This is a genomic window from Microtetraspora fusca (assembly GCF_001570365.1).
GTDB lineage: Bacteria > Actinomycetota > Actinomycetes > Streptosporangiales > Streptosporangiaceae > Microtetraspora > Microtetraspora fusca.
In genome coordinates, this window is record NZ_BBYK01000038.1 from 463,852 (window position 1) to 488,258 (window position 24,407).

Genomic DNA, 24,407 nt, shown 5'->3' on the forward strand with positions numbered 1-24,407 from the left:
GCTACTTACCAGCCTTTCCGACCTTGCGGCGGATAACTTCGCCCTGGTAGCGCACACCCTTGCCCTTGTAGGGGTCGGGCTTGCGCAACTTACGGATGTTCGCGGCGACCTCGCCGACCTTCTGCTTGTCGATGCCGTCCACGTGGAACAGGGTCGGCTTCTCGACGCGGAAGGAGACACCCTCAGGGGCGTCCACGATCACCGGGTGGCTGAAGCCGAGAGAGAACTCCAGCTGCGTCGGGCCCTTGGCCTGGACGCGGTAACCGACACCGACGATCTCGAGCGTCTTGCTGTAGCCCTGCGTCACGCCGGCCACCATGTTGGCGATCAGCGTGCGGGACAGGCCGTGCAGCGCACGGACCCGGTTCTCGTCGTTGGGACGGGTGACGGCGATGTTGCCGTCCTCGGCCCGAGCCACCTCGATGGGCTCTGCGACCGTGTGAGAGAGCGTGCCCTTCGGGCCCTTGACCTGGACATCCCGGCCGTTGATGGTGATGTCAACACCACTCGGTACGGGGATGGGCAGCCGTCCGATTCTCGACATGCTGGATTCCTCCCCTCGTTACCAGACGTAGGCGAGGACTTCCCCGCCCACTCCACGCTTGCCGGCCTGCTTGTCGGTCATGAGGCCGCCGGACGTCGAAATGATCGCGACGCCCAAGCCGCCCAGGACGCGGGGCAGGTTGTCCTTCTTTGCATAGACCCGCAGACCGGGCTTGGATACCCGGCGCAGGCCCGCGAGCGAACGCTCACGGCTCGGCCCGAACTTCAGCTCCACCACGAGGTTCTTGCCGACCTTGGCGTCCTCGACGCTCCAGGCCTGGATGTAGCCCTCCTGCTGGAGGATCTCGGCGATGTGCGCCTTGATCTTCGAGTACGGCATGGTCACGGTGTCGTGATAGGCCGAGTTCGCGTTACGCAGACGCGTCAACATGTCTGCGATCGGGTCGGTCATCGTCATGGCCGGTGGCCTTCCTCACCGTGGTTTCCACCTGTTCGTCCGTGTCACCAGACACGCGGTGGACCTACGGTGCGGTCGTGGACGCCTGGAGGCGTCCGGTTGATATGACTTCTGGATGCGGCGGGCGCCGCGCGGGGCCACGGTATCGGCCCCGCGACGGGACTACCAGCTCGACTTGGTGATGCCGGGCAGCTCGCCCCGGTGCGCCATCTCGCGGAAGCACACGCGGCAGAGCCCGAACTTGCGGTACACAGCGCGGGGACGGCCGCAGCGCGAGCACCGAGTGTACGCCCGGACCTCGAACTTCGCCTTGCGCGCTGCCTTGACCTTAAGCGACGTCTTCGCCATGATCAGGCCTCCTTGAACGGGAATCCGAGGAGCTTCAGCAGCGCCCGGCCCTGGTCGTCGTTCGTTGCGGTGGTCACGACCGTGATGTCCATGCCCCGCTGCCGGTCGACCTTGTCCTGGTCGACCTCGTGGAACATGACCTGCTCGGTGAGCCCGAAGGTGTAGTTGCCGTTGCCGTCGAACTGCTTCGGCGAGAGGCCGCGGAAGTCCCGAATACGCGGGAGGGCCAGCGACAGCAGCCGGTCAAGGAACTCCCACATGCGGTCGCCGCGCAGCGTCACGTGGGCGCCGATCGGCATGCCCTCACGCAGCTTGAACTGCGCGATGGACTTGCGGGCGCGGGCCACGGCGGGCTTCTGACCGGTGATCACGGTGAGGTCGCGGACGGCGCCCTCGATCAGCTTGGAGTCGCGAGCGGCCTCGCCGACACCCATGTTCACCTTGATCTTGGTGATCGTGGGCACCAGCATGATGTTCTCGATGCCGAACTCCTCGCGCAGCTTCGCGATGATCTCCTCGCGGTAGCGCTGCTTGAGACGCGGGATCGTGCGCTCTTCAGTCGTGGCGGTCATCAGTTGTCCTCACCCGTCTTGTCGGCCTTCTCGTCGGCCTTCTTCTCGGGCTTCTCGTCATCCTTGAGCTTCTTGACGTTGCTCACGTGGATGGGAGCCTCCATGGTCTGCACGCCGCCTTCCTTGGCGCCACGCGGGCCCTGGTGGGTCACCTTGGAGTGCTTCTTGACCAGGTTGACACCCTCGACCACCACGCGGTCCTCGCGCGGGAGCGCGGCGATGACGCGGCCCTTGGCACCCTTGTCCTTGCCGGCGATGACCTGGACGAGGTCACCCTTCTTCACATGCAGCTTCGACATCTACAACACCTCCGGAGCGAGCGAGATGATGCGCATGAACTTCTTGTCGCGCAGCTCCCGGCCGACGGGGCCGAAGATACGCGTGCCCCGGGGGTCACCGCTGTCCTTGATGATGACCGCGGCGTTCTCGTCGAAGCGGATGTAGGAGCCATCGGGGCGGCGGCGCTCCTTGGCGGTGCGCACCACGACAGCCTTGACAACGTCGCCCTTCTTCACGCCGCCGCCGGGAATGGCATCCTTCACCGTCGCAACGATGATGTCGCCGATGCCCGCGTAGCGCCGGCCCGAGCCGCCGAGCACCCGGATGCAGAGGATCTCCTTGGCACCCGTGTTGTCGGCGACCTTGAGTCGCGACTCCTGCTGGATCACGTCAACTCCTGTTTGTCGCGCCGGTTCTCACCTGGGAGGCGAGCCTGGCGGAACCTGATGTGGTCTTGTTCCCCCGGCGACAGCCGTCCGGTCGGGTCCACCTCACCGCGCACCGTGCCGCACGGCTTACGCCGTCCGGCCGTGCCCGGCTCGGTCGCCCCTCCGGCGCACCGCCGCCGCAGGCGGACCGGGCCCGTCTGGGCCCGACCCCTTGGACACCGTCATGGGGGGCGGTCTCCCACCCCCCACGAGGCGCGTTCTGTGCGGGTGGTCCGGGGGCCTTTCCCGGCCGGTACGGCTCTCGCCGACCGCCCCGGGAACGGGCCCGCCGTCCCTCCCTGGCTTACTTGGCCTTCTCGAGGATCTCCACGACCCGCCAGCGCTTGCTGGCGGACATCGGCCGGGTCTCCATCAGGAGAACGCGGTCGCCGACTCCGCAGGTGTTCTGCTCGTCGTGCGCCTTGTACTTGGTCGTACGGCGGATGACCTTGCCGTACAGGGGGTGCTTCACGCGGTCCTCGACGGCGACGACGACGGTCTTGTCCATCTTGTCGCTCACCACGAGACCCTCACGGGTCTTGCGGTAGTTCCGCACCGTCTTCTCGGTTGTCTCAGCCATCGCTCGACTCCTTCTCGACCGTGACGATGCCGAGCTCGCGCTCACGCATCACGGTGTAGATACGGGCGATCTCGCGGCGGACGGCGCGCAGCCGCCCGTGGCTCTCCAACTGTCCGGTCGCCGCCTGGAAGCGGAGGTTGAACAGCTCCTCCTTGGCTTCCTTCAGCTTCTGGACCAGAGCCTCCTGGTCCTCCACACGCAGCTCACCGGCGGTCAGGCCCTTAGCCATCACGCCTCACCCACTTCACGCTTAACGAACCGGCACTTCATGGGGAGCTTGTGCATCGCGCGCCGCAGGGCCTCACGGGCCACCGGCTCGGCGACACCCGAGAGCTCGAACATGACGCGACCGGGCTTGACATTGGCGATCCACCACTCCGGCGAACCCTTACCGGAACCCATGCGGGTCTCGGCCGGCTTCTTGGTGAGGGGACGGTCCGGGTAGATGTTGATCCACACCTTGCCGCCACGGCGGATGTGCCGGGTCATGGCGATACGAGCCGACTCGATCTGGCGGTTGGTCACGTAGGAGTGCTCAAGCGCCTGGATGCCGAACTCGCCGAACACGACCCTGGTGCCGCCCTTGGCGGCGCCGCTGCGGTCGGGCCGGTGCTGCTTACGGTGCTTGACCCTGCGCGGGATCAGCATGGTCAGCTCCCTTCGGCACCCGGCTGCTCCGCCGGGCCGGTCTCAGGGGCGGCCTGTGCGGCAGCCTCGGTTCTGGGGGCGCGGTCGCCACGGCCACCGGCGCCACGACGCGGACGGTCGCCGCCGCCACGACGCGGACGGTCACCGGCTCCACCACGACGGTCGTCGCGCTCACGGCGCTGGCCCGCACGGGCACCGGCCGCGGCGGCCTCGCGCTCGGCGCGACTGGTCGGGGCCTCACCCTTGTAGATCCACACCTTCACGCCGATGCGGCCGAAGGTGGTGCGGGCCTCGTAGAAGCCGTAGTCGATGTCGGCGCGGAGCGTGTGCAGGGGCACGCGGCCCTCGCGGTAGAACTCCGAGCGGGACATCTCGGCGCCGCCCAGACGACCGGAGCACTGCACCCGGATGCCCTTGGCGCCGCTCTTCATGGCGGACTGCATGGCCTTGCGCATGGCCCGGCGGAACGAGACGCGGCTGGAGAGCTGCTCGGCCACGCCCTGCGCGACGAGCTGCGCGTCGATCTCGGGGTTCTTCACCTCGAGGATGTTCAGCTGGACCTGCTTCTTGGTCAGCTTCTCCAGGTCGCCACGGATGCGGTCGGCCTCGGCGCCGCGGCGGCCGATGACGATGCCCGGCCGGGCGGTGTGGATGTCGACCTGGACGCGGTCCGTGGTGCGCTCGATCTCGACCTTGGAGATGCCGGCCCGCTCCATGCCCTTCTGCAGCATGCGACGGATCGCAACGTCCTCGGCGACGTACGACTTGTAGAGCTTGTCGGCGTACCACCGGCTCTTGAAGTCGGTCGTGATGCCGAGGCGGAACCCGTGCGGGTTAACCTTCTGGCCCACTAGCGGGTCCTTCCCTTCGGCTCGCGGGACTCCACAATCACGGTGATGTGGCTGGTCCGCTTGTTGATCCGATAGGCACGACCCTGGGCACGCGGCCGGAACCGCTTCAGCGTCGGTCCCTCGTCGACCCACGCGCGGCTCACGAAGAGCGTCTCACGGTCGAGCTTGAAGTTGTGCTCAGCGTTCGCGATCGCGCTCGAGAGCACCTTGTACACGGTCTCGCTCGCCGCCTGGGGAGCGAACTGCAGCACGGCCTGCGCCTCCGAAGCGGGCAGCCCGCGAATGAGGTCCACCACACGGCGGGCCTTCCGGGGCGTGTGGCGCGCATACCGCGCCTGTGCCCTGGCTTCCATCGCTGTCTCCTCTAATGCTTGCTTGAAGGCGCTTACCGCCGGCTGCGGCGGTCTTCCTTGACGTGGCTGCGGAACGTCCGCGTAGGAGCGAACTCTCCGAGCTTGTGACCGATCATCGACTCGGTGATGAACACCGGGACGTGCTTGCGGCCGTCGTGCACGGCGATCGTGTGACCCAGCATGTCGGGCACGATCATGGAGCGCCGCGACCACGTCTTGATGACGTTCTTGGTGCCCTTCTCGTTCTGGGCGTCCACCTTCTTCGTAAGGTGGTCGTCCACGAAGGGACCCTTCTTAAGGCTACGTGGCATTTCGGCTGCTCCTACCGCTTCTTCCTCTTGCTCCGACGACGGATGATCAGCCGGTCGCTGGCCTTGTTCGCCTGTCGGGTGCGGCCCTCGGGCTTGCCCTTCGGGTTCACCGGGTGACGACCGCCGGACGTCTTACCCTCACCACCACCATGCGGATGGTCGACCGGGTTCATGGCGACACCGCGAACCGTGGGGCGCTTGCCCTTCCAACGGTTACGGCCGGCCTTACCGATGTTGATGTTGGCCTGCTCGGCGTTGCCCACCTGACCGACGCTGGCCCGGCAGCGGACGTCGACCTGGCGCATTTCACCGGACGGCATACGCAGCGTGGCGTACGCGCCCTCCTTCGCCAGGAGCTGGATCTGCGCGCCGGCGCTGCGGCCGAGCTTCGCGCCACCGCCCGGACGGAGCTCCACCGCGTGGATGAAGGTACCCGTCGGGATGTTGCGCAGGGGCAGGCAGTTGCCCGGCTTGATGTCGGCGCCAGGGCCGTTCTCGATGCGGTCACCCTGCTTGAGGCCGGTCGGCGCGAGAATGTAGCGCTTCTCGCCGTCGGCGTAGTGGAGCAGCGCGATCCGGGAGGTCCGGTTCGGGTCGTACTCGATGTGCGCGACCTTGGCCGGGATCCCGTCCTTGTCGTGGCGGCGGAAGTCGATGATCCGGTAGGCGCGCTTGTGCCCGCCGCCCTGGTGCCGGGCGGTGACCCGGCCGTGGACGTTACGGCCGCCCTTGCTGTGCAGGGGAGCAAGCAGCGACTTCTCGGGCGTGCTGCGCGTGATCTCGGCGAAGTCCGAGACACTCGCGCCGCGCCGACCCGGCGTCGTCGGCTTGTACTTACGGATGCCCATCTTTTTCGTTCATCCTTCGTCGGTTCATACCGGTCGGAGTCCGCCTCACGGCGGTCCCCCCGGTGCTAACTACGTGGGTCGGGTGCCCGGTGCCGAACCTCAGCTGGTACGGCAGGGCACCCTTCCCTTACGCGGCGGACCCTCAGCCGATCTGGCCGAAGATGTCGATCCGGTCGCCCTCGGCCAGGCTCACAATCGCGCGCTTGGTGTCGGGGCGCTGGCCGAATCCCGTCCGGGTCCGCTTGCGCTTGCCCTGGCGGTTGATCGTGTTCACGCTGGTGACCTTGACGCCGAAGATCTGCTCGACGGCGATCTTCACCTGCGTCTTGTTGGCACCCTTGCGCACCAGGAACGTGTACTTGTTGTGCTCATCGATCAGGCCGTAGCTCTTCTCGGAGACGATCGGCTTGAGGATGATGTCGCGCGGGTCGGCGATCTTCTCCATCAGGCCTCTTCCTTCCCGCTCTTCGCGAGCCGAGCCACGACCTGCTCGTAGGCCTCCTGAGTGAAGACCACGTCGTCGTAGCACAGAACGTCGTAGGTGTTGAGCTGCCCGGCGTCCAGCAGGTGGACCTCGGGCGCGTTGCGCAGGCTGAGCCAGGTCAGCTCGTCGTTCTCGTCGACGACGACGAGGACGCTGCGAGCCTGCGTGATCTTGCGGAGCGCCTCGAGAGCGGCCTTGGTCTTGGGCGTGTCACCCGTGACCAGAGCGCTCACGACGTGCACGCGGCCACCGCTCGCCCGGTCGGAGAGAGCGCCGAGGAGAGCGGCGGTCTTCATCTTCTTGGGCGTCCGCTGGTCGTAGGACCGCGGCTGCGGGCCGTGGACGGTGCCACCGCCGGCGAACTGCGGGGCGCGGGTCGAGCCCTGGCGGGCGCGGCCGGTGCCCTTCTGGCGGTACGGCTTCTTGCCGCCACCGCGGACGTCACCACGGGTCTTGGTCGCGTGGGTGCCCTGCCGACGAGCGGCGAGCTGGGCGACGACGACCTGGTGGATCAGCGGGATGTTGACCTTGGCGCCGAAGATCTCCTCCGGCAGGTCGACGGTGCCCGTCTTGGCACCGCTGGCGTCGAGGACGTCAATGCTCGTCACTTCGCAGCCCCCTTCTTGGCAGCGGTGCGAATCAGGACCAGGCTGCCGTTGGCGCCGGGAATCGCACCCTTGATCAGGATGAGGTTCTTCTCGGCGTCCACGGCGTGGACCTTCAGGCTCTGGACGGTGGTGCGGGCGTTACCCGAACGACCGGCCATGCGCAGGCCCTTGAAGACGCGGCCCGGGGTGGCGCAGCCGCCGATGGAGCCCGGCGAGCGGTGCTTGCGCTGGGTACCGTGCGAGGCGCCCAGACCGCCGAAGCCGTGACGCTTCATGACGCCGGTGAAGCCCTTGCCCTTGCTCTTGCCCGTCACGTCGACGTGCTGCCCGGCCTCGAACGCGTCCGCCAGGACCTCCTGGCCGACCGCGTACTCGGACGCGTCCTCGGTGCGAACCTCGACGAAGTACCGGCGCGGCGTGATGTCGTGCTTGCGCAGGTAGTCGCCGAGCGGCTTGTTGACCTTGCGCGGGTCGATCTGGCCGTAACCGAGCTGGATGGCGGAGTAGCCGTCCTTCTCCGGCGTGCGAACCCGGGTCACCACGCACGGACCGGCCTCGACCACGGTAACCGGGACGATCCGGTTCGCCTCATCGAAGACCTGGGTCATGCCGAGCTTCTTGCCCAGGACGCCCTTGATCTGCTTAGCCATGTCAGTGCGTTCCCTCAGAGCTTGATCGAGATGTCAACGCCGGCAGGGAGGTCGAGACGCATGAGCGAGTCGACGGTCTTCGGCGTCGGGTCGATGATGTCAATCAGCCGCTTGTGCGTACGCATCTCAAAGTGCTCGCGGCTGTCCTTGTACTTGTGCGGCGACCGGATGACGCAGTACACGTTCTTCTCGGTCGGCAGCGGCACCGGGCCAGCGACCTTGGCGCCGGTCCGCGTCACCGTCTCGACGATCTTCTTGGCCGAGCTGTCGATGACCTCGTGGTCATACGCCTTAAGCCGGATGCGGATCTTCTGTCCCGCCATAATGGCCTCGGTGTCCTTCGCTGTCGTCCTATTAAGCTTCGTGCGGCCTACTGCCGCTGGTAGTCCCACGTAACAGACAGTCCGGAACAGGTCCGTTCTTCCGTGATCCGGCAGTCGTTTCGGTCACATTTCGCCGAAACGGCTGCGAGATCACGGTCAGGTCTTCCGTGGGGTGAGGAGCCGGAGGCTCCCCTCGTGGATCGGCGGTCAGGCCCTGGTGCGGGCCCGACCGCCGCCCCGCGATCGTACTACTTGATGATCTTCGTCACGCGGCCGGCGCCGACGGTGCGGCCACCCTCGCGGATCGCGAACTTGAGGCCATCCTCCATCGCGATCGGCTGGATGAGCTGGACGCTCATCTCGGTGTTGTCACCGGGCATGACCATCTCGGTGCCCTCCGGCAGGTTCACGACACCGGTCACGTCAGTGGTCCGGAAGTAGAACTGCGGACGGTAGTTGTTGAAGAACGGCGTGTGGCGGCCGCCCTCGTCCTTGGACAGGATGTAGACCTGAGCCTCGAACTCGGTGTGCGGGGTCGTGGTGCCCGGCTTGATGATGCACTGGCCGCGCTCGACGTCCTCACGCTTGATGCCGCGCAGGAGCAGACCGACGTTGTCACCGGCCTGGCCCTCGTCGAGCAGCTTGCGGAACATCTCGACACCGGTGACGGTGGTCGTGGTGCTCTTCTCGCGGATGCCGATGATGTCGACGGTCTCGTTGACCTTGATGATGCCGCGCTCGATACGGCCGGTGACGACGGTGCCGCGACCGGTGATCGAGAACACGTCCTCGATCGGCATCAGGAACGGCTTGTCGGTGTCACGGGTCGGCTCGGGAACGTTGTCGTCCACGGCGGTCATGAGCTCGACGATCGCGTCGCCCCACTTCTCGTCGCCCTCGAGCGCCTTCAGCGCCGAGACGCGAACGACCGGCAGGTCGTCGCCCGGGAACTCCTGGGCGGAGAGCAGCTCGCGGACCTCGAGCTCGACGAGCTCCAGGATCTCCTCGTCGTCGACCATGTCAGCCTTGTTCAGGGCGACGACGATGTAGGGAACGCCGACCTGGCGAGCCAGGAGGACGTGCTCCTTGGTCTGCGGCATCGGGCCGTCGGTGGCGGCGACCACGAGGATCGCGCCGTCCATCTGCGCCGCACCGGTGATCATGTTCTTCACGTAGTCGGCGTGACCGGGGCAGTCCACGTGAGCGTAGTGGCGCTTCTCGGTCTGGTACTCGACGTGAGCGATGGAGATGGTGATGCCGCGGGCCTTCTCCTCGGGCGCCTTGTCGATCTTGTCGAACGGGGTCGCCTCGTTGAGGTGCGGGAAACGGTCGTGAAGCACCTTGGTAATCGCCGCGGTCAGAGTGGTCTTGCCGTGGTCGATGTGCCCAATGGTGCCGATGTTCACGTGCGGCTTGGTCCGCTCGAACTTGGCCTTGGCCACTGGTCTGTCTCCTTAGAGATTCTGACTTGACTTTCGTCTTCTAACTCAGGCTCTGTACGACGGGGCGTGACGAGCACGCCCCGCGCACAGGGACGAGGTGCGTTACTCGCCCCGAGCCTTCGCGACGATCTCCTTGGCGATGCCCGGAGGCACCTCCGCGTAGGAGTCGAACTGCATGCTGTACACGGCCCGGCCCTGGGTCTTGCTACGCAGGTCACCCACGTAACCGAACATCTCGGACAGCGGGACGAGGGCCTGGATGACCTTGGCCCCAGTCCGGTCTTCCATCGCCTGGATCTGTCCGCGACGACCGTTGAGGTCACCGATGACGTCACCCATGTAGTCCTCGGGCGTGGTGACCTCAACGGCCATCATCGGCTCGAGGATTACGGCGTCAGCCTTACGAGCGGCCTCCTTGAAGGCCATCGAACCGGCGATCTTGAAAGCCATTTCGGACGAGTCGACCTCGTGGTACGCACCGTCCTGCAGCGTGACCTTCACACCGACCATCGGGTAGCCGGCGAGCACGCCGAACTCGGCGGCCTCCTGGGCGCCCGCGTCGACCGACGGGATGTACTCCCGCGGGATCCGGCCACCGGTGACCTTGTTCTCGAACTCGTAACCGTCGTTGCCGTCGCCCAGCGGCTCCAGGTCGATGATGACGCGCGCGAACTGGCCGGAACCACCGGTCTGCTTCTTGTGCGTGTACTCGACCTTCTGGACCTTGCGGCGGATGGTCTCGCGGTAGGCGACCTGCGGACGACCGACGTTCGCCTCGACCTTGAACTCGCGGCGCATACGGTCGACGAGGATCTCCAGGTGAAGCTCGCCCATGCCCCAGATGACCGTCTGCCCGGTCTCCTCGTCGCGACGGACCTGGAAGGACGGGTCCTCCTCGGCCAGGCGCTGGATGGCGGTGCCCAGCTTCTCCTGGTCGCCCTTGGTCTTGGGCTCGATGGCGACGTTGATGACCGGCGCCGGGAAGTTCATCGACTCCAGGACGACCGGGTTCGCCGCGTCACTGAGCGTGTCACCGGTGGTGGTGTCCTTGAGGCCCATGACGGCGACGATCTGACCGGCCGACGCGGACGAGCGCTCCTCGCGCTTGTTCGCGTGCATCTGGTAGATCTTGCCGATCCGCTCCTTCTTGCCCTTGGTCGAGTTGATGACCCCGGTGCCGGTCTCGAGCTTGCCCGAGTAGATGCGGATGTAGGTGAGCTTGCCCAGGTGCTGGTCACTCATGATCTTGAAGGCCAGCGCGGCGAAGGGCTCCTCCGGGTCCGCGTGCCGCTCGACGACCTGGTCCTCGTTGCCGACCGCGTGGCCCTGGAAGGCCGGAATGTCGGTCGGCGCCGGCAGGTAGGCGACGATCGCGTCGAGCAGGGGCTGCACGCCCTTGTTCTTGAACGCGGTGCCACACAGGACCGGGTTGAGCGCGCCGGTCAGTGTGGCGCGGCGGATCGCCGCGACGAGCTCCTCCTCGGAGGGCTCGACACCCTCGAGGAACTTCTCCATCAGCTCGTCGTCGTTCTCCGCGACGGTTTCGACGAGCTTGTCGCGCCACTCACGAGCGGCGTCGGCGTGGTCAGCCGGGATGTCGACGACGTCGTACATCTCGCCCTTGGCCGTCTCCGCGCTCCAGAGCAGGCCCTTCATCTTCACGAGGTCGATGACGCCCTTGAAGTCGGCCTCGACGCCCCACGGAAGCTGGACGGCGAGCGGCGTCGCGCCGAGGCGCGACACGATCATGTCCAGGCAGCGGTGGAACTCGGCACCGACCCGGTCCATCTTGTTCACGAAGCAAATGCGGGGCACGTCGTACCGGTCGGCCTGACGCCAAACGGTCTCGGACTGCGGCTCGACGCCGGCGACGGCGTCGAAGACAGCTACGGCACCGTCGAGGACACGCAGTGAGCGCTCCACCTCGACGGTGAAGTCCACGTGACCAGGCGTGTCGATGATGTTGATCGTGTGATCAAGCCAGCTACAGGTCGTCGCGGCAGACGTGATCGTGATGCCGCGCTCCTGCTCCTGCTCCATCCAGTCCATCGTGGCGGCACCCTCGTGGGTTTCGCCGATCTTGTAGTTGATGCCGGTGTAGAACAGGATGCGCTCAGTCGTGGTGGTCTTGCCCGCATCGATGTGGGCCATGATCCCGATGTTGCGGACCTTGGCCAGGTCAAGAGCGGTCGTGGTGGCCACTGCTTTGCGTCCTTAACTCGTCGTAGGTGCCGACTACCAGCGGTAGTGGGCGAAGGCCTTGTTGGACTCGGCCATCTTGTGCGTGTCCTCGCGCCGCTTCACGCTGGCGCCAAGGCCGTTGCTGGCGTCGAGGAGCTCGTTCATGAGCCGCTCGGTCATGGTCTTCTCACGGCGGGCCCGGCTGTACTGCACGAGCCAGCGGAGAGCCAGGGTGGTGCTGCGCGCGGCGCGCACCTCGACCGGGACCTGGTAGGTGGCGCCACCGACGCGGCGGCTGCGGACCTCCAGGGTGGGCTTGACGTTGTCGAGCGCACGCTTGAGCGTGACGACCGGGTCGTTGCCGGTCTTGTCCCGGCAGCCCTCGAGAGCGCCGTAGACGATCGACTGCGCGATCGAGCGCTTGCCGTCCAGGAGAACCTTGTTGATCAAGGCGGTCACCAACGGCGAGTTGTGCACCGGGTCTGCGACCAGCTGGCGGCGACCAGGGGAACCCTTGCGCGGCATGTCAGCTCTTCTCCTTCTTAGCGCCGTAGCGGCTGCGGGCCTGCTTGCGGTTGCGGACACCCTGGGTGTCCAGCGAGCCGCGGATGATCTTGTAACGAACACCCGGCAGGTCCTTCACACGGCCGCCACGCACGAGCACGATGGAGTGCTCCTGAAGGTTGTGACCGACACCCGGGATGTAGGCCGTGACCTCGATGCCGTTGGTGAGCCGAACACGGGCCACCTTGCGCAGCGCCGAGTTGGGCTTCTTGGGGGTCGTGGTGTAAACGCGGGTGCAAACGCCGCGCCGCTGCGGGCTCCCCTTGAGGGCAGGCGTCTTGGTCTTACTGACCTTGTCCTGCCGGCCCTTGCGGACCAACTGCTGAATCGTGGGCACCGCGTCTCCGTTTCGTGCCTAGCCGGTGATACGTGAACCCTGGATGGAGCACCTCCCCGGCACGATCGCGGCCCGCTGACGCGAACCCCTCTCTGCCCGGCTCGGAATCCATTCCAGGTTGTGCTTTCGCAGGTACTGCCGGTGTCATGACCTGCTCGTTTTGGAACTCCTTCGACCCCCGCGCTCGGGCGTGTCGCGCACTTGTCGCACCACACCCGGTCGGACCCGGTCGATCTGGAGGAGTCCTGCGGCGCTCGCGCCCACTCCCGGCATCGGGGGCGGCTCTCCAAGCACACGCATGCGAGCCCATGAACCATGGGCACGAAGGAAAAGACTACCCAGCCCCTCGCAACACGTCAAAACGGATGCGGGGGGTGGTTCGTGATCCGTGTCATGGTCCGCGTGACCCACTCTGTCGCAGGTCACTACAAGCTCGGAGCGAGTATACCCGTACGGCGGGCGCTTCTGGCCATTTCCCCTATGCGGACCCGCTCGTCTGTCGGCCGCGGCGCTTCCGACCGGTCCCCCGCCTCCCCGCCCGTACGGCCCCGCATGCGAAAGCGCCCGGCATCTGGGCTTCCAGATGCCGGGCGCTCCCTTCGCCTGACTAGCGGCCGTACTGGCCGAAGTCGTATTCCTCCAGCGGCACGGCCTCGCCGCTGCCGGAACCGAAGGTGTACTCCGCAGCGGTGCCGTCGTAGCCGCCGACCGTGTACATCGCGGCCTTGGCCTCCTCGGTCGGCTCGACCCGGATGTTGCGGTACTGGGGCATGCCCGTACCGGCCGGGATGAGCTTACCGATGATGACGTTCTCCTTGAGGCCGAGCAGCGAGTCCGACTTGGCGTGGATCGCCGCGTCGGTGAGGACCCGCGTCGTCTCCTGGAAGGACGCCGCCGACAGCCAGGACTCGGTCGCCAGCGAGGCCTTCGTGATACCCATCAGGACCGGACGTCCGGAGGCCGGCTGGCCGCCCTCCGCCACGGTCTGGCGGTTCATCTGCTCGAAGCGCGGCCGCTCGACGAGCTCACCGGGCAGCAGCTCGGTGTCACCCGACTCCAGCACGTTCACGCGCTTGAGCATCTGCCGGACGATGACCTCGATGTGCTTGTCGTGGATCGACACACCCTGCGAGCGGTACACCTGCTGGACCTCGTCCACCAGGTGGAGCTGCACGGCGCGCGGGCCGAGGATGCGCAGCACCTCGTTCGGGTTGCGCGCACCCGCGATCAGCAGCTGGCCGACCTCGACGTGCTGCCCCTCGGAGACCAGCAGCCGCGACCGCATCGACACCGGGTAGGCGATCTCGTCGGAGCCGTCGTCCGGAGTGATGACGATCTTGCGGGTCTTGTCGGTCTCGTCGATCCTGACCCGGCCGGTGACCTCGCTGATCGGGGCCACACCCTTGGGGATGCGAGCCTCGAACAGCTCCTGGACACGCGGCAGACCGTGGGTGATGTCGGCGCCCGCCACACCACCGGTGTGGAAGGTCCGCATCGTGAGCTGGGTGCCCGGCTCACCGATCGACTGGGCGGCGATGATGCCGACGGCCTCGCCGACGTCGACCAGCTTGCCGGTGGCCAGCGAACGGCCGTAGCAGGTGGCGCAGACGCCGATCTTGGCCTCGCACACCAGCGTGCTTCGGGTCCGGACCGTCTCCACGCCCGCCGCGACGAGCGCGGTGACCGCGGCGTCGTTGATGTCCGTGCCCGCCGACACGACGAGCTTGCCGTCCACCTCGACGTCCTCGGCCAGGATGCGGCCGTGCACGTTGCTCTCGGCGTTCTCGGCCTTGACCAGGTTGCCCTGGGCGTCCCGCTCGCCGACGTGCAGCGGGACCGCGCGGTCGGTACCGCAGTCGATCTCGCGGACGATGACGTCCTGGGCGACGTCGACCAGACGACGGGTCAGGTAGCCCGAGTCGGCGGTCCGCAGGGCGGTGTCCGCCAGACCCTTCCGCTGGCCGTGGGTGGAGATGAAGTACTCCAGCACCGACAGACCCTCGCGGAACGAGGACTTGATCGGCCGCGGGATGGTCTCACCCTTGGTGTTGGACACCAGACCGCGGATGCCCGCGATCTGCCGGACCTGCATCTTGTTACCGCGGGCGCCGGAGTTGACCATCATCCAGACCGGGTTCGTCGCCGGGAACGCGTTGACCATGTCGGTCTCGACGTCCGCGGTGGCGTGGGTCCAGATCTCGATGAGCTCCTGACGGCGCTCCTCGTCCGTGATCAGACCGCGGTCGTACTCACGCTGCACCTTGTCCGCGCGCTTCTCGTACGACTCCATGATCGCGGCCTTGTTCGGCGGGGCGACGACGTCCTCGATCGAGATGGTGACACCGGCGCGCGTGGCCCAGTAGAAGCCCGCGTCCTTCAGCGCGTCCAGCGCCTGCGCGACCTCGACCTTCGGGTACCGCTCGGCCAGCTCGTTGACGATGCTCGAGAGCTGCTTCTTGCCGACCTGGTAGTTCACGAAGGGGTAGTTGCCGGGCAGGGTCTGGTTGAACAGGCACCGACCGAGCGTGGTCTCCAGCCGGATCGGCTGACCGGCCTCCCAACCCTCCGGAGCCTCCCAGCCGCGCGGCGGCGGGACGTCCTTGAGCCGCACCTGGATCTTGGCCTGCGTGTCCAGCTCGCGGCGGTCGAACGCCATGAGCGCCTCCGCCACGGTGGCGAACACGCGACCCTCGCCCAGGGCGCCGTCCTTCTGGGTGGTCAGCCAGTACAGACCGATGACCATGTCCTGGGTGGGCATCGTCACCGGCTTGCCGTCGGCCGGCTTGAGGATGTTGTTCGTCGACAGCATCAGGATGCGCGCCTCGGCCTGGGCCTCGGCCGACAGCGGCAGGTGCACGGCCATCTGGTCACCGTCGAAGTCCGCGTTGAACGCGGTGCAGACGAGCGGGTGGATCTGGATGGCCTTGCCCTCGACGAGCTGCGGCTCGAAGGCCTGGATGCCCAGGCGGTGCAGCGTCGGCGCACGGTTGAGCAGCACCGGGTGCTCGGTGATGACCTCTTCGAGCACGTCCCACACGACCGGACGGGCCCGCTCGACCATGCGCTTGGCCGACTTGATGTTCTGCGCGTGGTTCAGGTCGACCAGGCGCTTCATCACGAACGGCTTGAACAGCTCCAGCGCCATCTGCTTGGGCAGGCCGCACTGGTGCAGCTTCAGCTGCGGGCCGACGACGATGACCGAACGGCCGGAGTAGTCGACACGCTTGCCCAGCAGGTTCTGACGGAAGCGTCCCTGCTTACCCTTCAGCATGTCGCTGAGGGACTTCAGCGGACGGTTGCCCGGACCCGTGACCGGACGGCCGCGGCGGCCGTTGTCGAACAGCGCGTCGACGGCCTCCTGGAGCATCCGCTTCTCGTTGTTCACGATGATCTCGGGCGCGCCGAGGTCGAGCAGACGCTTGAGGCGGTTGTTCCGGTTGATGACCCGGCGGTACAGGTCGTTCAGGTCGGAGGTCGCGAACCGGCCACCGTCGAGCTGCACCATGGGGCGCAGGTCCGGCGGGATGACCGGGATGCAGTCCAGGACCATGCCGCTCGGCGAGTTCCGCGTGTTGAGGAACGCCGCGACGACCTTGAGCCGCTTGAGGGCGCGGGCCTTCTTCTGGCCCTTGCCGCTGCGGATGGTCTCGCGCAGGTTCTCGGCCTCGGCGTCCAGGTCGAAGCTGTTCAGCCGCTCCTGGATCGCCTGGGCGCCCATGCCGCCGCGGAAGTACCGGCCGAACCGGTCGCGCATCTCGCGGTAGAGCAGCTCGTCGCCCTCAAGGTCCTGGACCTTGAGGTTCTTGAACCGGCTCCACACCTCGTCGAGGCGGTCCAGCTCACGCTGGGCGCGGTCACGGAGCTGCCGCATCTCGCGGTCGGCCCCCTCACGCACCTTGCGCCGCGCGTCCCCCTTGGCACCGGCGGCCTCGAGCTCGGCCAGGTCGGCCTCGAGCTTCTTCTGCCTGGCCTCGATGTCCGCGTCACGGCGCTGCTCGATGTGCTGCCGCTCGACGGAGATCTTCGCCTCCAGCGACGGCAGGTCGCGGTCGCGCATCTCCGTGTCGACGTGCGTGATCATGTACGCCGCGAAGTAGATGACCTTCTCGAGGTCCTTCGGCGCCAGGTCGAGCAGGTAGCCCAGGCGCGAAGGAACACCCTTGAAGTACCAGATGTGCGTGACCGGAGCGGCCAGCTCGATGTGGCCCATCCGCTCACGACGCACCTTGGCCCGAGTCACCTCGACGCCACAGCGCTCACAGATGATGCCCTTGAACCGGACGCGCTTGTACTTACCGCAGTAGCACTCCCAGTCCCGGGTGGGGCCGAAGATCTTCTCGCAGAAGAGCCCGTCCTTTTCCGGCTTGAGCGTCCGGTAGTTGATCGTCTCTGGCTTCTTCACCTCGCCGTGCGACCACTGACGAATGTCGTCAGCCGTCGCAAGGCCGATGCGCAGTTCGTCGAAGAAGTTGACGTCTAGCACTTTTGATCCCCTCAGCTTCTAGATCAGACCTCTTCGACACTGCTCGGCTCGCGCCGGGACAGGTCGATGCCGAGTTCTTCAGCGGCACGGAAGACGTCCTCGTCGGTGTCCCGCATCTCGATGGACATGCCGTCGCTCGACAGGACCTCGACGTTGAGGCAGAGCGACTGCATCTCCTTGATGAGGACCTTGAACGACTCGGGGATGCCCGGCTCGGGGATGTTCTCGCCCTTGACGATGGCCTCGTAGACCTTCACGCGACCGAGAACGTCGTCCGACTTGATCGTCAGCAGCTCCTGGAGCGCGTACGCGGCACCGTAGGCCTCGAGGGCCCACACCTCCATCTCACCGAAGCGCTGGCCACCGAACTGGGCCTTACCGCCGAGCGGCTGCTGGGTGATCATGGAGTACGGACCGGTCGAACGCGCGTGGATCTTGTCGTCGACCAGGTGGAGCAGCTTGAGGATGTAGATGTAGCCGACCGAGATCGGGTGCGGGAACGGCTCGCCGGAACGGCCGTCGAACAGCCGCGCCTTGCCGTTCTCGCCGACCATGCGCGAACCGTCCCTGTTGACCAGGGTGTTGTTCAGCAGGCCGACGATCTCCTCCTCGTGGGCGCCGTCGAACACCGGGGTGGCCACCTTGGTGTGCGGCTCGACCTTCGCGAGACCCTTGTCACGCAGGCGCTCCGCCCAGGCCTCCTCGATGCCTGACACGTCCCACCCTCGGGCCGCGATCCAGCCGAGGTGGGTCTCCAGCACCTGGCCGACGTTCATTCGTCCCGGAACACCCAGCGGGTTCAGGACGATGTCGACCGGCGTGCCGTCCTCGAGGAACGGCATGTCCTCCACGGGGAGGATCTTGGAGATGACACCCTTGTTGCCGTGACGGCCGGCGAGCTTGTCGCCGTCGGTGATCTTACGCTTCTGGGCCACGTAGACGCGGACCAGCTCGTTCACGCCGGGCGGAAGCTCGTCGCCCTCCTCGCGGCTGAACACGCGGACGCCGATGACCTTGCCGGACTCGCCGTGCGGCACCTTCAGGGAGGTGTCGCGGACCTCGCGGGCCTTCTCACCGAAGATCGCGCGCAGCAGGCGCTCCTCCGGGGTCAGCTCGGTCTCACCCTTGGGAGTGACCTTGCCGACGAGGATGTCACCGGTCGTGACCTCGGCGCCGATGCGGATGATGCCGCGCTCGTCGAGGTCGGCGAGGACCTCCTCGGAGACGTTCGGGATGTCCCGGGTGATCTCCTCGGGGCCGAGCTTGGTGTCACGGGCGTCGACCTCGTGCTCCTCGATGTGGATCGAGGAGAGCACGTCGTCCTGCACCAGGCGCTGGGACAGGATGATCGCGTCCTCGTAGTTGTGACCCTCCCACGGCATGAACGCGACGAGCAGGTTCTTGCCGAGCGCCATCTCGCCGGTGTCGGTGCAGGGACCGTCGGCGACGACCTGTCCGGCCTCGACGCGGTCGCCCTCGTGCACGATCGGCTTCTGGTTGAAGCAGGTGCCCTGGTTGGACCGCTTGAACTTCGCGACACGGTAGGTGGTGCGCGTGCCATCGTCGTTCATCACGGTGATGTAGTCGGCGGAGACCTCCTCGACCACACCGGCCTTCTCGGCGCTGATGACGTCGCCGGCGTCCGTGGCGGCGCGGTACTCCATGCCCGTGCCGACCAGCGGGGCCTCGCTCTTGAGCAGGGGCACCGACTGGCGCTGCATGTTCGAGCCCATGAGCGCGCGGTTGGCGTCGTCGTGCTCGAGGAACGGGATCATGGCGGTCGCGACCGACACCATCTGGCGCGGCGAGACGTCCATGTAGTTGACCTCGGACGGGTGGACGGCCTCGAACTCGCCGCCCTTACGGCGGGCGAGCACGCGGGTCTCGGCGAAGGTGCCGTCGGCGTTCAGGGCCGTGTTGGCCTGGGCGACGACGTGCCGGTCCTCCTCGTCCGCGGTCAGGTAGTCGATCTCGTCGGTGACCCGGCCGTCGGTGACCCGGCGGTACGGCGTCTCCACGAAGCCGAAGGAGTTGACCCGGCCGAAGGACGACAGCGAGCCGATCAGACCGATGTTCGGGCCTTCCGGCGTCTCGATCGGGCACATGCGGCCGTAGTGGGACGGGTGCACGTCACGGACCTCGAAGCCGGCCCGCTCACGGGACAGACCACCCGGACCCAGGGCCGAGAGGCGACGCTTGTGCGTCAGACCGGCCAGCGGGTTCGTCTGGTCCATGAACTGGGACAGCTGGGAGGTGCCGAAGAACTCCTTGATCGACGCCACGACCGGGCGGATGTTGATCAGGGTCTGCGGCGTGATCGCCTCGACGTCCTGGGTCGTCATGCGCTCGCGGACGACGCGCTCCATACGGGCCAGGCCCAGGCGGACCTGGTTCTGGATGAGCTCGCCCACCGTGCGCAGACGGCGGTTGCCGAAGTGGTCGATGTCGTCCGTCTCGACGATCACCGAGCCGTCGGGACCCATGGTCTCCTCGCCGGCGTGCAGGCGCACGATGTACTCGATCGTGGCGACGATGTCCTCGTCGGTCAGCGTGCCCTGGGTGATGTCGGCGTCGACACCGAGCTTCTTGTTAATCTTGTAACGCCCGACCTTCGCGAGGTCGTAACGCTTGGGATTGAAGTACAGGTTCTCCAGCAGCGTCTGCGCGGACTCCTTGGTCGGAGGCTCGCCCGGACGCAGCTTGCGGTAGATGTCGAGCAGGGCGTCGTCCTGGCCGGACGTGTGGTCCTTCTCCAGGGTGGCCCGCATCGACTCGTACTGGCCGAAACGCTCCAGAATCTGCTCGTTCGTCCAACCGAGCGCCTTGAGCAGCACCGTGACGGGCTGCTTGCGCTTACGGTCGATGCGAACGCCGACGCTGTCGCGCTTGTCGATCTCGAACTCGAGCCAGGCGCCGCGGGAAGGGATCACCTTGCAGCCGAACAGGTCCTTGTCGGAGGTCTTGTCGACCGAACGGTCGAAATAGACACCCGGGGACCGCACCAGCTGGGAGACCACGACACGCTCGGTGCCGTTGATGATGAAAGTGCCCTTCGAGGTCATGAGCGGGAAGTCGCCCATGAACACCGTCTGGCTCTTGATCTCACCGGTGGTGTTATTGATGAACTCCGCCGTGACGAACATCGGGGCGGAGTAGGTCATGTCCTTGTCTTTGCACTCGTCGACCGAGTACTTGGGCGGCTCAAACCGGTGGTCGCGGAACGACAGGGACATGGTTCCGGAGAAGTCCTCGATCGGACTGATCTCCTCGAAGATCTCTTCGAGACCTGACTGGGCCGGAACGTCCTTGCGCCCGGCCTGGCGAGCCGCCTCGACCCGACCCTTCCACTTCTCGTTGCCGAGCAGCCAGTCGAACGACTCGGTCTGCAGGGCGAGAAGGTCGGGAACTTCGAGCGGCTCCTCGATACGTGCGAACGACACGGTACGGGGACCGGCGGGTACGGCGGAGGCGTTGCGCGAGGCTGCCAACAGATGTCCTTCCGAGGGCTCGCGGACTGACTACACGCACGCCAGACGACCATGCAACAGAGTTACTCAGAGAAGCGGGTCGTCAAAGGGCAGCGCAAAGGGGCAGTGTAGCCGATGGGCATACACCTGTCCACTCCGCTCTCGCTCTGCGCTCCACGTTGGTGGCAGCATCACCCGTCAGCGGCGAAACGTCAAGCCCGAGGGGCGACATTTCGGCCGACTGATGCCCAGCACGCTGCGTTTTCCCGCTCACATGAACGTCGAACGTCACCGGACCCAGACGATACCCGCGAGCCCGTCCGGCTAACGCTCTGTCACATGGCGAGCCGAACGCTGACCAACGGTCGACACTGCCTGTGATTCGGTATGTCCTTCCCTAACTCGCGCCAAACACAGTCTTTGCTAACAATTGAATTAAGGGGCCCCGAGAACGGGCGTGTCGCCCAGGAGCGTGGAGAGATCGGAGACCAGCCAGCGGCCGTTCTCCCTGGTCATCACGAGGCGGAGCCGGTTCTGCCCGACCTCCTGTGTCGGCCGGTCCTGCCCGGTTTCGCGTCCACTGGTGACCGTGTTCAGGAAGACCAATATCCGGGCCTCCGCGGGGGTCGCCGACTCGACCGCGGCGGCCGCCACGACGGCCTGCCGTACCTCCTGCCGCTCGCGGGCGAGCCGCGGCAGCGTGGCGGCGAGCCGGGCATAGCGTCCGGCCAGCGCTCCGGTCGTGTGGCTCCTCGCCCGAGCGAGGTCCTCGTCCATCGTCCGGTAGTCGTAGGACAGCATGTCCGCCGCGTACGAGCGGGCCGTCGCGACGGCCTCCCGCCCCGCTGAGACATCGCCCTGGAGGCGACTCAGGTCCGCGTACAGCCAGGCCACGGTGGCGGCGAGGCCGACCGCTGCGGCGGCGAGCAGCGCGGCGAGAGTGCGTCTCACTGCACCAGCTCCGCCCTGGAGACCAGCCAGCGGTCACCCACCTTGGCCACCTCCATCCGCCAGCGGTAGGCACGTTCCTCGGGTTTTCCCGGCGCGTTCGAGTCGCCCCCTCGTTTCTTGCCGTCCGCTCCCCAGCGGATCAACGCGTCGCCCACGACGAGGACCTCGGCGGAGCGTCCGCCGTCCGACATCGCGACGAGGCCGGCCGCGCGCAGCACGCCCGTCTGCGAGACCTCGCGCTGGAGGGCCTCCTGTCGCATCGCGTCCCGGCCCTTCATGTAGCCGTCACGTGCCTGCCCGGTCGAGGTGGCGACGAGCCGCGCCACGTCCTGGTCCACCGTGCGGTGGTCCAGCGCGAGCAGGGCCTCCGCGTGGACGGCGGCCGCCCGGACGGCCGCCTGGCGGTCCCGTTCGTCCTGCCGCGCCGCGTTCCGGGCGGCCCCGAGCCACAGTGCGGCCGCGGCCAGCCCCGCCACGAGTACCGTCAGCCCCACCATCAGCGCCCGTCCCACCGGTGCATCACCCCCGATCATTCATCGGACGCCGGAGGGTCTCCCGCTACACATCCGGCCGGATCGGGCACGGCCGTACGAACGCGGAAAGGGCGGCCACCCGAAGGTGACCGCCCTTTCGCGGAAAATGTCAGCGTTACTTGACGGTGACGCTGGCGCCGGCGCCCTCCAGGGCAGCCTTGGCCTTCTCCGCCTGCTCCTTGTTGACCTTGCTGTCGAAGACCGGCTTCGGAGCGCCGTCCACGAGGTCCTTGGCCTCCTTGAGACCCAGGCTGGTGAGGGCGCGGATCTCCTTGATGACCTGGATCTTCTTGTCGCCGGCGGCCTCGAGGATGACCTCGAACTCGTCCTGCTCCTCGGCCTCCTCGGCGGCGGCGCCACCGGCAGCCGGGGCGGCGGCGGCGACGGCGACCGGAGCGGCGGCCTTGACGTCGAAGGCCTCCTCGAAGAGCTTCACGAACTCGGACAGCTCGAGGAGGGTCATCTCCTTGAAGGTCTCGAGCAGCTCGTCGGTGCTGAGCTTCGCCATGGTGTGTTCCTCCGTTTGGATCTAGCAAAAACGTTCAGGGACCGCGGTGTGCGCTTCCCCCCAGGTCCGTGGTGGACGGACCTACTCGCCGGCCTCTTCGCGCTTGGCGCGCAGGGCCTCGGCCAGTCGAGCCATGTTGGTGGGCAGCGCGGCGAAGGTGGCGGCAGCCTGGGACTGCTTCGCCTTCAGCGCACCGGCCAGCTTCGCGAGGAGGATCTCGCGGGACTCAAGGTCGGCAAGCTTGGAGATCTCGGCCGGGGTCATCGACTTGCCGTCGACGACACCACCCTTGATCACCAGAAGGGGGTTGGCCTTGGCAAAGTCACGCAGACCCTTGGCCGCCTCGACCACGTCGCCCTTGACGAACGCGATCGCGGTCGGGCCCTGGAGCAGATCGTCCAGGACGTTGATCCCGGCGTTGTTAGCCGCGATCTTGGTCAGCGTGTTCTTCGCCACGGCGAACTTCGCATTCCCACCGAGAGCAACGCGCAGCTCCTTGAGCTGAGCGACGGTGAGACCGCGGTACTCGGTCAGAACGGCGCCGCTGGAGCCCTCGAACTCGCTCTCGAGTTCGGCAACCGCGATCGCCTTATCCGCCCTCGCCATGGGCCTCCTTCCAGATGTGCCACCGGCGAAGACGTCCAAAAAAAAGGAGGAGCCCCGGCGCAGGCGCACGGGGCTGGCACAGGCGCGCGGACGCGCCCGGAAGCTCACATCACACCTACGCGGGTCGCCCACAGAGTGGATCCTTCGGCCATCGGACTGGTGCAGCCCGACGACGACCGGCGGTCTTTGGCAAACGCCAGAATAGGGCGTGAATCCCCGTGATGCCAAATCAGTTGCCGCGGAGGTTTCGCGGCAGCTCCCCGACCTCGCCCGCGGAGGGCGCCTCGATCGTCGTGGGCTCGTTGAACGAGGTGAAGGCGACGGTGGCGTTGAACGAGCCCTTGTCGGCGGGGCCGCCCTTCAGCGTGACCTTCCGGGGCAGGCCGTCGGCGTCGATCCACGCGTCGAACTTCATGTCGTCGACCTTGGCCAGGCCGGCCTCCGCCTTGGTGCGCTCCTCAGGGGCGAGCTGCTTCACGGCCTCGGCCACCGGGAACGTGCCCGAGTAGTGCGTGGTGTCCACGCCGCCCACCTGCTCGGCGCCGACGGCCTTGGCGTCCTTGGAGGCGGTCAGGAGCGCCGCGCTGGTCTTGAGGTCGATCTGCTGAGCCCGGCCGAGGATCTCGTCCACGTTGACGCCTCGGGAGTCGCCGAGCTCCTTGAGGTCCACCTTGATCCACGGCTTGGCGGCGCCCATCAGGGTCCGGAGGGCATCGGACTTCACGTACACCGTGTCGCCCAGAAGGATCACCCGGAGCCCGCCGGGGGCGTTCTGGCCGTCGAAGGTGATCTGGTCGAGGGTGAGGTCCGTGGCCAGCGTGGGCTTCTGCTGGGCGCGCAGCTTGCCCTGGATGGTGCCGGTGCGGTCGGCGCCGGCCGAGACGTCCACGACGAGGTCGGCGGTGTAGGAGGTGACGTCCTGCGCCTTCTGGGAGGCCTGCTGCAGCACCTCGGACGCGGACAACCTCACGTTGTCCAGAGACGTGGCGGCGGGTGCGCACCCCGCGACACCGATCACGGCGACCGCCCCGGCGGCCAGCAGAAGTCGACGCATGTCTTTGTCCTTTCTTTACGGACGACTGCTCTCGACC

General features: G+C 66.9%; 28 protein-coding genes. All 28 read right to left on the reverse strand.

What is annotated here, in order from left to right; genetic code table 11:
- Position 1 precedes the first annotated feature (1 nt).
- Positions 2 to 544, reverse strand: coding sequence for a 50S ribosomal protein L6 (gene rplF / locus AWQ68_RS02185; protein ID WP_066933616.1), 543 nt, complete (start codon positions 542 to 544; stop codon positions 2 to 4).
- A gap of 18 nt (positions 545 to 562) precedes the next feature.
- Entirely contained in the window at positions 563 to 961 is a 399-nt protein-coding gene (rpsH, locus tag AWQ68_RS02190) for a 30S ribosomal protein S8 (RefSeq protein WP_066933619.1), read from the reverse strand.
- A gap of 162 nt (positions 962 to 1,123) precedes the next feature.
- Positions 1,124 to 1,309: a type Z 30S ribosomal protein S14 gene (locus AWQ68_RS02195; protein WP_061253226.1), complete on the reverse strand. Its 186-nt coding sequence runs from the start codon at positions 1,307 to 1,309 to the stop codon at positions 1,124 to 1,126.
- 2 nt (positions 1,310 to 1,311) lie between these two features.
- Positions 1,312 to 1,881, reverse strand: a complete 570-nt coding sequence (rplE, locus tag AWQ68_RS02200) for a 50S ribosomal protein L5 (protein ID WP_066933621.1) — start codon at positions 1,879 to 1,881, stop codon at positions 1,312 to 1,314.
- A complete protein-coding gene (gene rplX, locus AWQ68_RS02205) occupies positions 1,881 to 2,171 on the reverse strand; it encodes a 50S ribosomal protein L24 (RefSeq protein ID WP_245655719.1) in 291 nt (96 codons plus the stop codon). The genes rplE and rplX overlap by 1 nt, the downstream gene beginning before the upstream one ends.
- Before the next feature lie 9 nt (positions 2,172 to 2,180).
- Positions 2,181 to 2,549 carry a 50S ribosomal protein L14 gene (gene rplN / locus AWQ68_RS02210; protein WP_066933625.1) on the reverse strand — a complete coding sequence of 123 codons (369 nt, stop codon included), beginning with the start codon at positions 2,547 to 2,549 and terminating at the stop codon, positions 2,181 to 2,183.
- Positions 2,550 to 2,892: 343 nt separating this feature from the next.
- On the reverse strand, positions 2,893 to 3,168 hold the full coding sequence (gene rpsQ / locus AWQ68_RS02215) for a 30S ribosomal protein S17 (protein WP_066933628.1): 276 nt from the start codon (positions 3,166 to 3,168) through the stop codon (positions 2,893 to 2,895).
- Positions 3,161 to 3,397 (reverse strand): 50S ribosomal protein L29, encoded by a 237-nt coding sequence (gene rpmC / locus AWQ68_RS02220; protein ID WP_066934247.1) that lies wholly within the window; start codon positions 3,395 to 3,397, stop codon positions 3,161 to 3,163. The genes rpsQ and rpmC overlap by 8 nt, the downstream gene beginning before the upstream one ends.
- Positions 3,397 to 3,816, reverse strand: coding sequence for a 50S ribosomal protein L16 (gene rplP / locus AWQ68_RS02225; protein WP_066933631.1), 420 nt, complete (start codon positions 3,814 to 3,816; stop codon positions 3,397 to 3,399). The genes rpmC and rplP overlap by 1 nt, the downstream gene beginning before the upstream one ends.
- 2 nt (positions 3,817 to 3,818) lie before the next feature.
- Positions 3,819 to 4,667: a 30S ribosomal protein S3 gene (gene rpsC / locus AWQ68_RS02230; RefSeq protein WP_066933634.1), complete on the reverse strand. Its 849-nt coding sequence runs from the start codon at positions 4,665 to 4,667 to the stop codon at positions 3,819 to 3,821.
- Positions 4,667 to 5,020, reverse strand: a complete 354-nt coding sequence (gene rplV / locus AWQ68_RS02235; protein ID WP_061253220.1) for a 50S ribosomal protein L22 — start codon at positions 5,018 to 5,020, stop codon at positions 4,667 to 4,669. The genes rpsC and rplV overlap by 1 nt, the downstream gene beginning before the upstream one ends.
- Positions 5,021 to 5,052: 32 nt before the next feature.
- Complete coding sequence (rpsS, locus tag AWQ68_RS02240) at positions 5,053 to 5,331, reverse strand: 30S ribosomal protein S19 (protein WP_066933637.1); 279 nt, start codon at positions 5,329 to 5,331, stop codon at positions 5,053 to 5,055.
- 11 nt (positions 5,332 to 5,342) lie between these two features.
- Positions 5,343 to 6,179: a 50S ribosomal protein L2 gene (gene rplB, locus AWQ68_RS02245; protein WP_066933640.1), complete on the reverse strand. Its 837-nt coding sequence runs from the start codon at positions 6,177 to 6,179 to the stop codon at positions 5,343 to 5,345.
- A gap of 142 nt (positions 6,180 to 6,321) precedes the next feature.
- On the reverse strand, positions 6,322 to 6,624 hold the full coding sequence (rplW, locus tag AWQ68_RS02250) for a 50S ribosomal protein L23 (protein ID WP_061253218.1): 303 nt from the start codon (positions 6,622 to 6,624) through the stop codon (positions 6,322 to 6,324).
- Positions 6,624 to 7,271 (reverse strand): 50S ribosomal protein L4, encoded by a 648-nt coding sequence (gene rplD, locus AWQ68_RS02255; protein WP_066933643.1) that lies wholly within the window; start codon positions 7,269 to 7,271, stop codon positions 6,624 to 6,626. Before rplD ends, rplW begins: the two co-directional genes overlap by 1 nt.
- Complete coding sequence (gene rplC / locus AWQ68_RS02260) at positions 7,268 to 7,921, reverse strand: 50S ribosomal protein L3 (protein WP_066933646.1); 654 nt, start codon at positions 7,919 to 7,921, stop codon at positions 7,268 to 7,270. The genes rplD and rplC overlap by 4 nt, the downstream gene beginning before the upstream one ends.
- Before the next feature lie 14 nt (positions 7,922 to 7,935).
- On the reverse strand, positions 7,936 to 8,244 hold the full coding sequence (rpsJ, locus tag AWQ68_RS02265) for a 30S ribosomal protein S10 (RefSeq protein WP_012887830.1): 309 nt from the start codon (positions 8,242 to 8,244) through the stop codon (positions 7,936 to 7,938).
- Positions 8,245 to 8,492: 248 nt separating this feature from the next.
- The gene (gene tuf / locus AWQ68_RS02270) at positions 8,493 to 9,686 is read right to left on the reverse strand and encodes an elongation factor Tu (RefSeq protein WP_066933649.1); all 1,194 of its coding nucleotides are present in this window, start codon (positions 9,684 to 9,686) and stop codon (positions 8,493 to 8,495) included.
- A 102-nt stretch (positions 9,687 to 9,788) separates the two neighbouring features.
- A complete protein-coding gene (fusA, locus tag AWQ68_RS02275) occupies positions 9,789 to 11,837 on the reverse strand; it encodes an elongation factor G (protein ID WP_066934250.1) in 2,049 nt (682 codons plus the stop codon).
- Between the two features lie 84 nt (positions 11,838 to 11,921).
- Complete coding sequence (gene rpsG, locus AWQ68_RS02280; RefSeq protein ID WP_066933652.1) at positions 11,922 to 12,392, reverse strand: 30S ribosomal protein S7; 471 nt, start codon at positions 12,390 to 12,392, stop codon at positions 11,922 to 11,924.
- A gap of 1 nt (position 12,393) precedes the next feature.
- A complete protein-coding gene (gene rpsL / locus AWQ68_RS02285; RefSeq protein ID WP_061253213.1) occupies positions 12,394 to 12,768 on the reverse strand; it encodes a 30S ribosomal protein S12 in 375 nt (124 codons plus the stop codon).
- 607 nt (positions 12,769 to 13,375) lie between these two features.
- Entirely contained in the window at positions 13,376 to 17,251 is a 3,876-nt protein-coding gene (locus tag AWQ68_RS02290; protein WP_066933654.1) for a DNA-directed RNA polymerase subunit beta', read from the reverse strand.
- A 23-nt stretch (positions 17,252 to 17,274) separates the two neighbouring features.
- Entirely contained in the window at positions 17,275 to 20,739 is a 3,465-nt protein-coding gene (rpoB, locus tag AWQ68_RS02295) for a DNA-directed RNA polymerase subunit beta (RefSeq protein ID WP_066933656.1), read from the reverse strand.
- A 414-nt stretch (positions 20,740 to 21,153) separates the two neighbouring features.
- Positions 21,154 to 21,669 (reverse strand): Rv1363c family protein, encoded by a 516-nt coding sequence (locus AWQ68_RS02300; protein WP_084463568.1) that lies wholly within the window; start codon positions 21,667 to 21,669, stop codon positions 21,154 to 21,156.
- Complete coding sequence (locus tag AWQ68_RS02305) at positions 21,666 to 22,181, reverse strand: Rv1363c family protein (protein WP_066933660.1); 516 nt, start codon at positions 22,179 to 22,181, stop codon at positions 21,666 to 21,668. The genes AWQ68_RS02300 and AWQ68_RS02305 overlap by 4 nt, the downstream gene beginning before the upstream one ends.
- 136 nt (positions 22,182 to 22,317) lie before the next feature.
- Complete coding sequence (gene rplL / locus AWQ68_RS02310; RefSeq protein WP_066933663.1) at positions 22,318 to 22,710, reverse strand: 50S ribosomal protein L7/L12; 393 nt, start codon at positions 22,708 to 22,710, stop codon at positions 22,318 to 22,320.
- An 81-nt stretch (positions 22,711 to 22,791) separates the two neighbouring features.
- Entirely contained in the window at positions 22,792 to 23,316 is a 525-nt protein-coding gene (gene rplJ / locus AWQ68_RS02315; protein ID WP_066933666.1) for a 50S ribosomal protein L10, read from the reverse strand.
- A gap of 229 nt (positions 23,317 to 23,545) precedes the next feature.
- On the reverse strand, positions 23,546 to 24,370 hold the full coding sequence (locus AWQ68_RS02320) for an SCO4651 family lipoprotein (RefSeq protein WP_066933669.1): 825 nt from the start codon (positions 24,368 to 24,370) through the stop codon (positions 23,546 to 23,548).
- Positions 24,371 to 24,407: the final 37 nt, after the last annotated feature.

Excerpts from the sequence above, each read along its gene's own strand:
- rplF (WP_066933616.1), bottom strand. The coding sequence starts at position 544 with ATGTCGAGAATCGGACGGCTGCCCATCCCCGTACCGAGTGGTGTTGAC.
- rpsH (WP_066933619.1), bottom strand. The coding sequence starts at position 961 with ATGACGATGACCGACCCGATCGCAGACATGTTGACGCGTCTGCGTAAC.
- AWQ68_RS02195 (WP_061253226.1), bottom strand. The coding sequence starts at position 1,309 with ATGGCGAAGACGTCGCTTAAGGTCAAGGCAGCGCGCAAGGCGAAGTTC.
- rplE (WP_066933621.1), bottom strand. The coding sequence starts at position 1,881 with ATGACCGCCACGACTGAAGAGCGCACGATCCCGCGTCTCAAGCAGCGC.
- rpsQ (WP_066933628.1), bottom strand. The coding sequence starts at position 3,168 with ATGGCTGAGACAACCGAGAAGACGGTGCGGAACTACCGCAAGACCCGT.
- rpmC (WP_066934247.1), bottom strand. The coding sequence starts at position 3,397 with ATGGCTAAGGGCCTGACCGCCGGTGAGCTGCGTGTGGAGGACCAGGAG.
- rplP (WP_066933631.1), bottom strand. The coding sequence starts at position 3,816 with ATGCTGATCCCGCGCAGGGTCAAGCACCGTAAGCAGCACCGGCCCGAC.
- rplV (WP_061253220.1), bottom strand. The coding sequence starts at position 5,020 with ATGGAAGCCAGGGCACAGGCGCGGTATGCGCGCCACACGCCCCGGAAG.
- rpsS (WP_066933637.1), bottom strand. The coding sequence starts at position 5,331 with ATGCCACGTAGCCTTAAGAAGGGTCCCTTCGTGGACGACCACCTTACG.
- rplB (WP_066933640.1), bottom strand. The coding sequence starts at position 6,179 with ATGGGCATCCGTAAGTACAAGCCGACGACGCCGGGTCGGCGCGGCGCG.
- rplW (WP_061253218.1), bottom strand. The coding sequence starts at position 6,624 with ATGGAGAAGATCGCCGACCCGCGCGACATCATCCTCAAGCCGATCGTC.
- rplC (WP_066933646.1), bottom strand. The coding sequence starts at position 7,921 with ATGGCTAAGCAGATCAAGGGCGTCCTGGGCAAGAAGCTCGGCATGACC.
- rpsJ (WP_012887830.1), bottom strand. The coding sequence starts at position 8,244 with ATGGCGGGACAGAAGATCCGCATCCGGCTTAAGGCGTATGACCACGAG.
- fusA (WP_066934250.1), bottom strand. The coding sequence starts at position 11,837 with ATGGCCCACATCGATGCGGGCAAGACCACCACGACTGAGCGCATCCTG.
- rpsG (WP_066933652.1), bottom strand. The coding sequence starts at position 12,392 with ATGCCGCGCAAGGGTTCCCCTGGTCGCCGCCAGCTGGTCGCAGACCCG.
- rplL (WP_066933663.1), bottom strand. The coding sequence starts at position 22,710 with ATGGCGAAGCTCAGCACCGACGAGCTGCTCGAGACCTTCAAGGAGATG.
- rplJ (WP_066933666.1), bottom strand. The coding sequence starts at position 23,316 with ATGGCGAGGGCGGATAAGGCGATCGCGGTTGCCGAACTCGAGAGCGAG.
- AWQ68_RS02320 (WP_066933669.1), bottom strand. The coding sequence starts at position 24,370 with ATGCGTCGACTTCTGCTGGCCGCCGGGGCGGTCGCCGTGATCGGTGTC.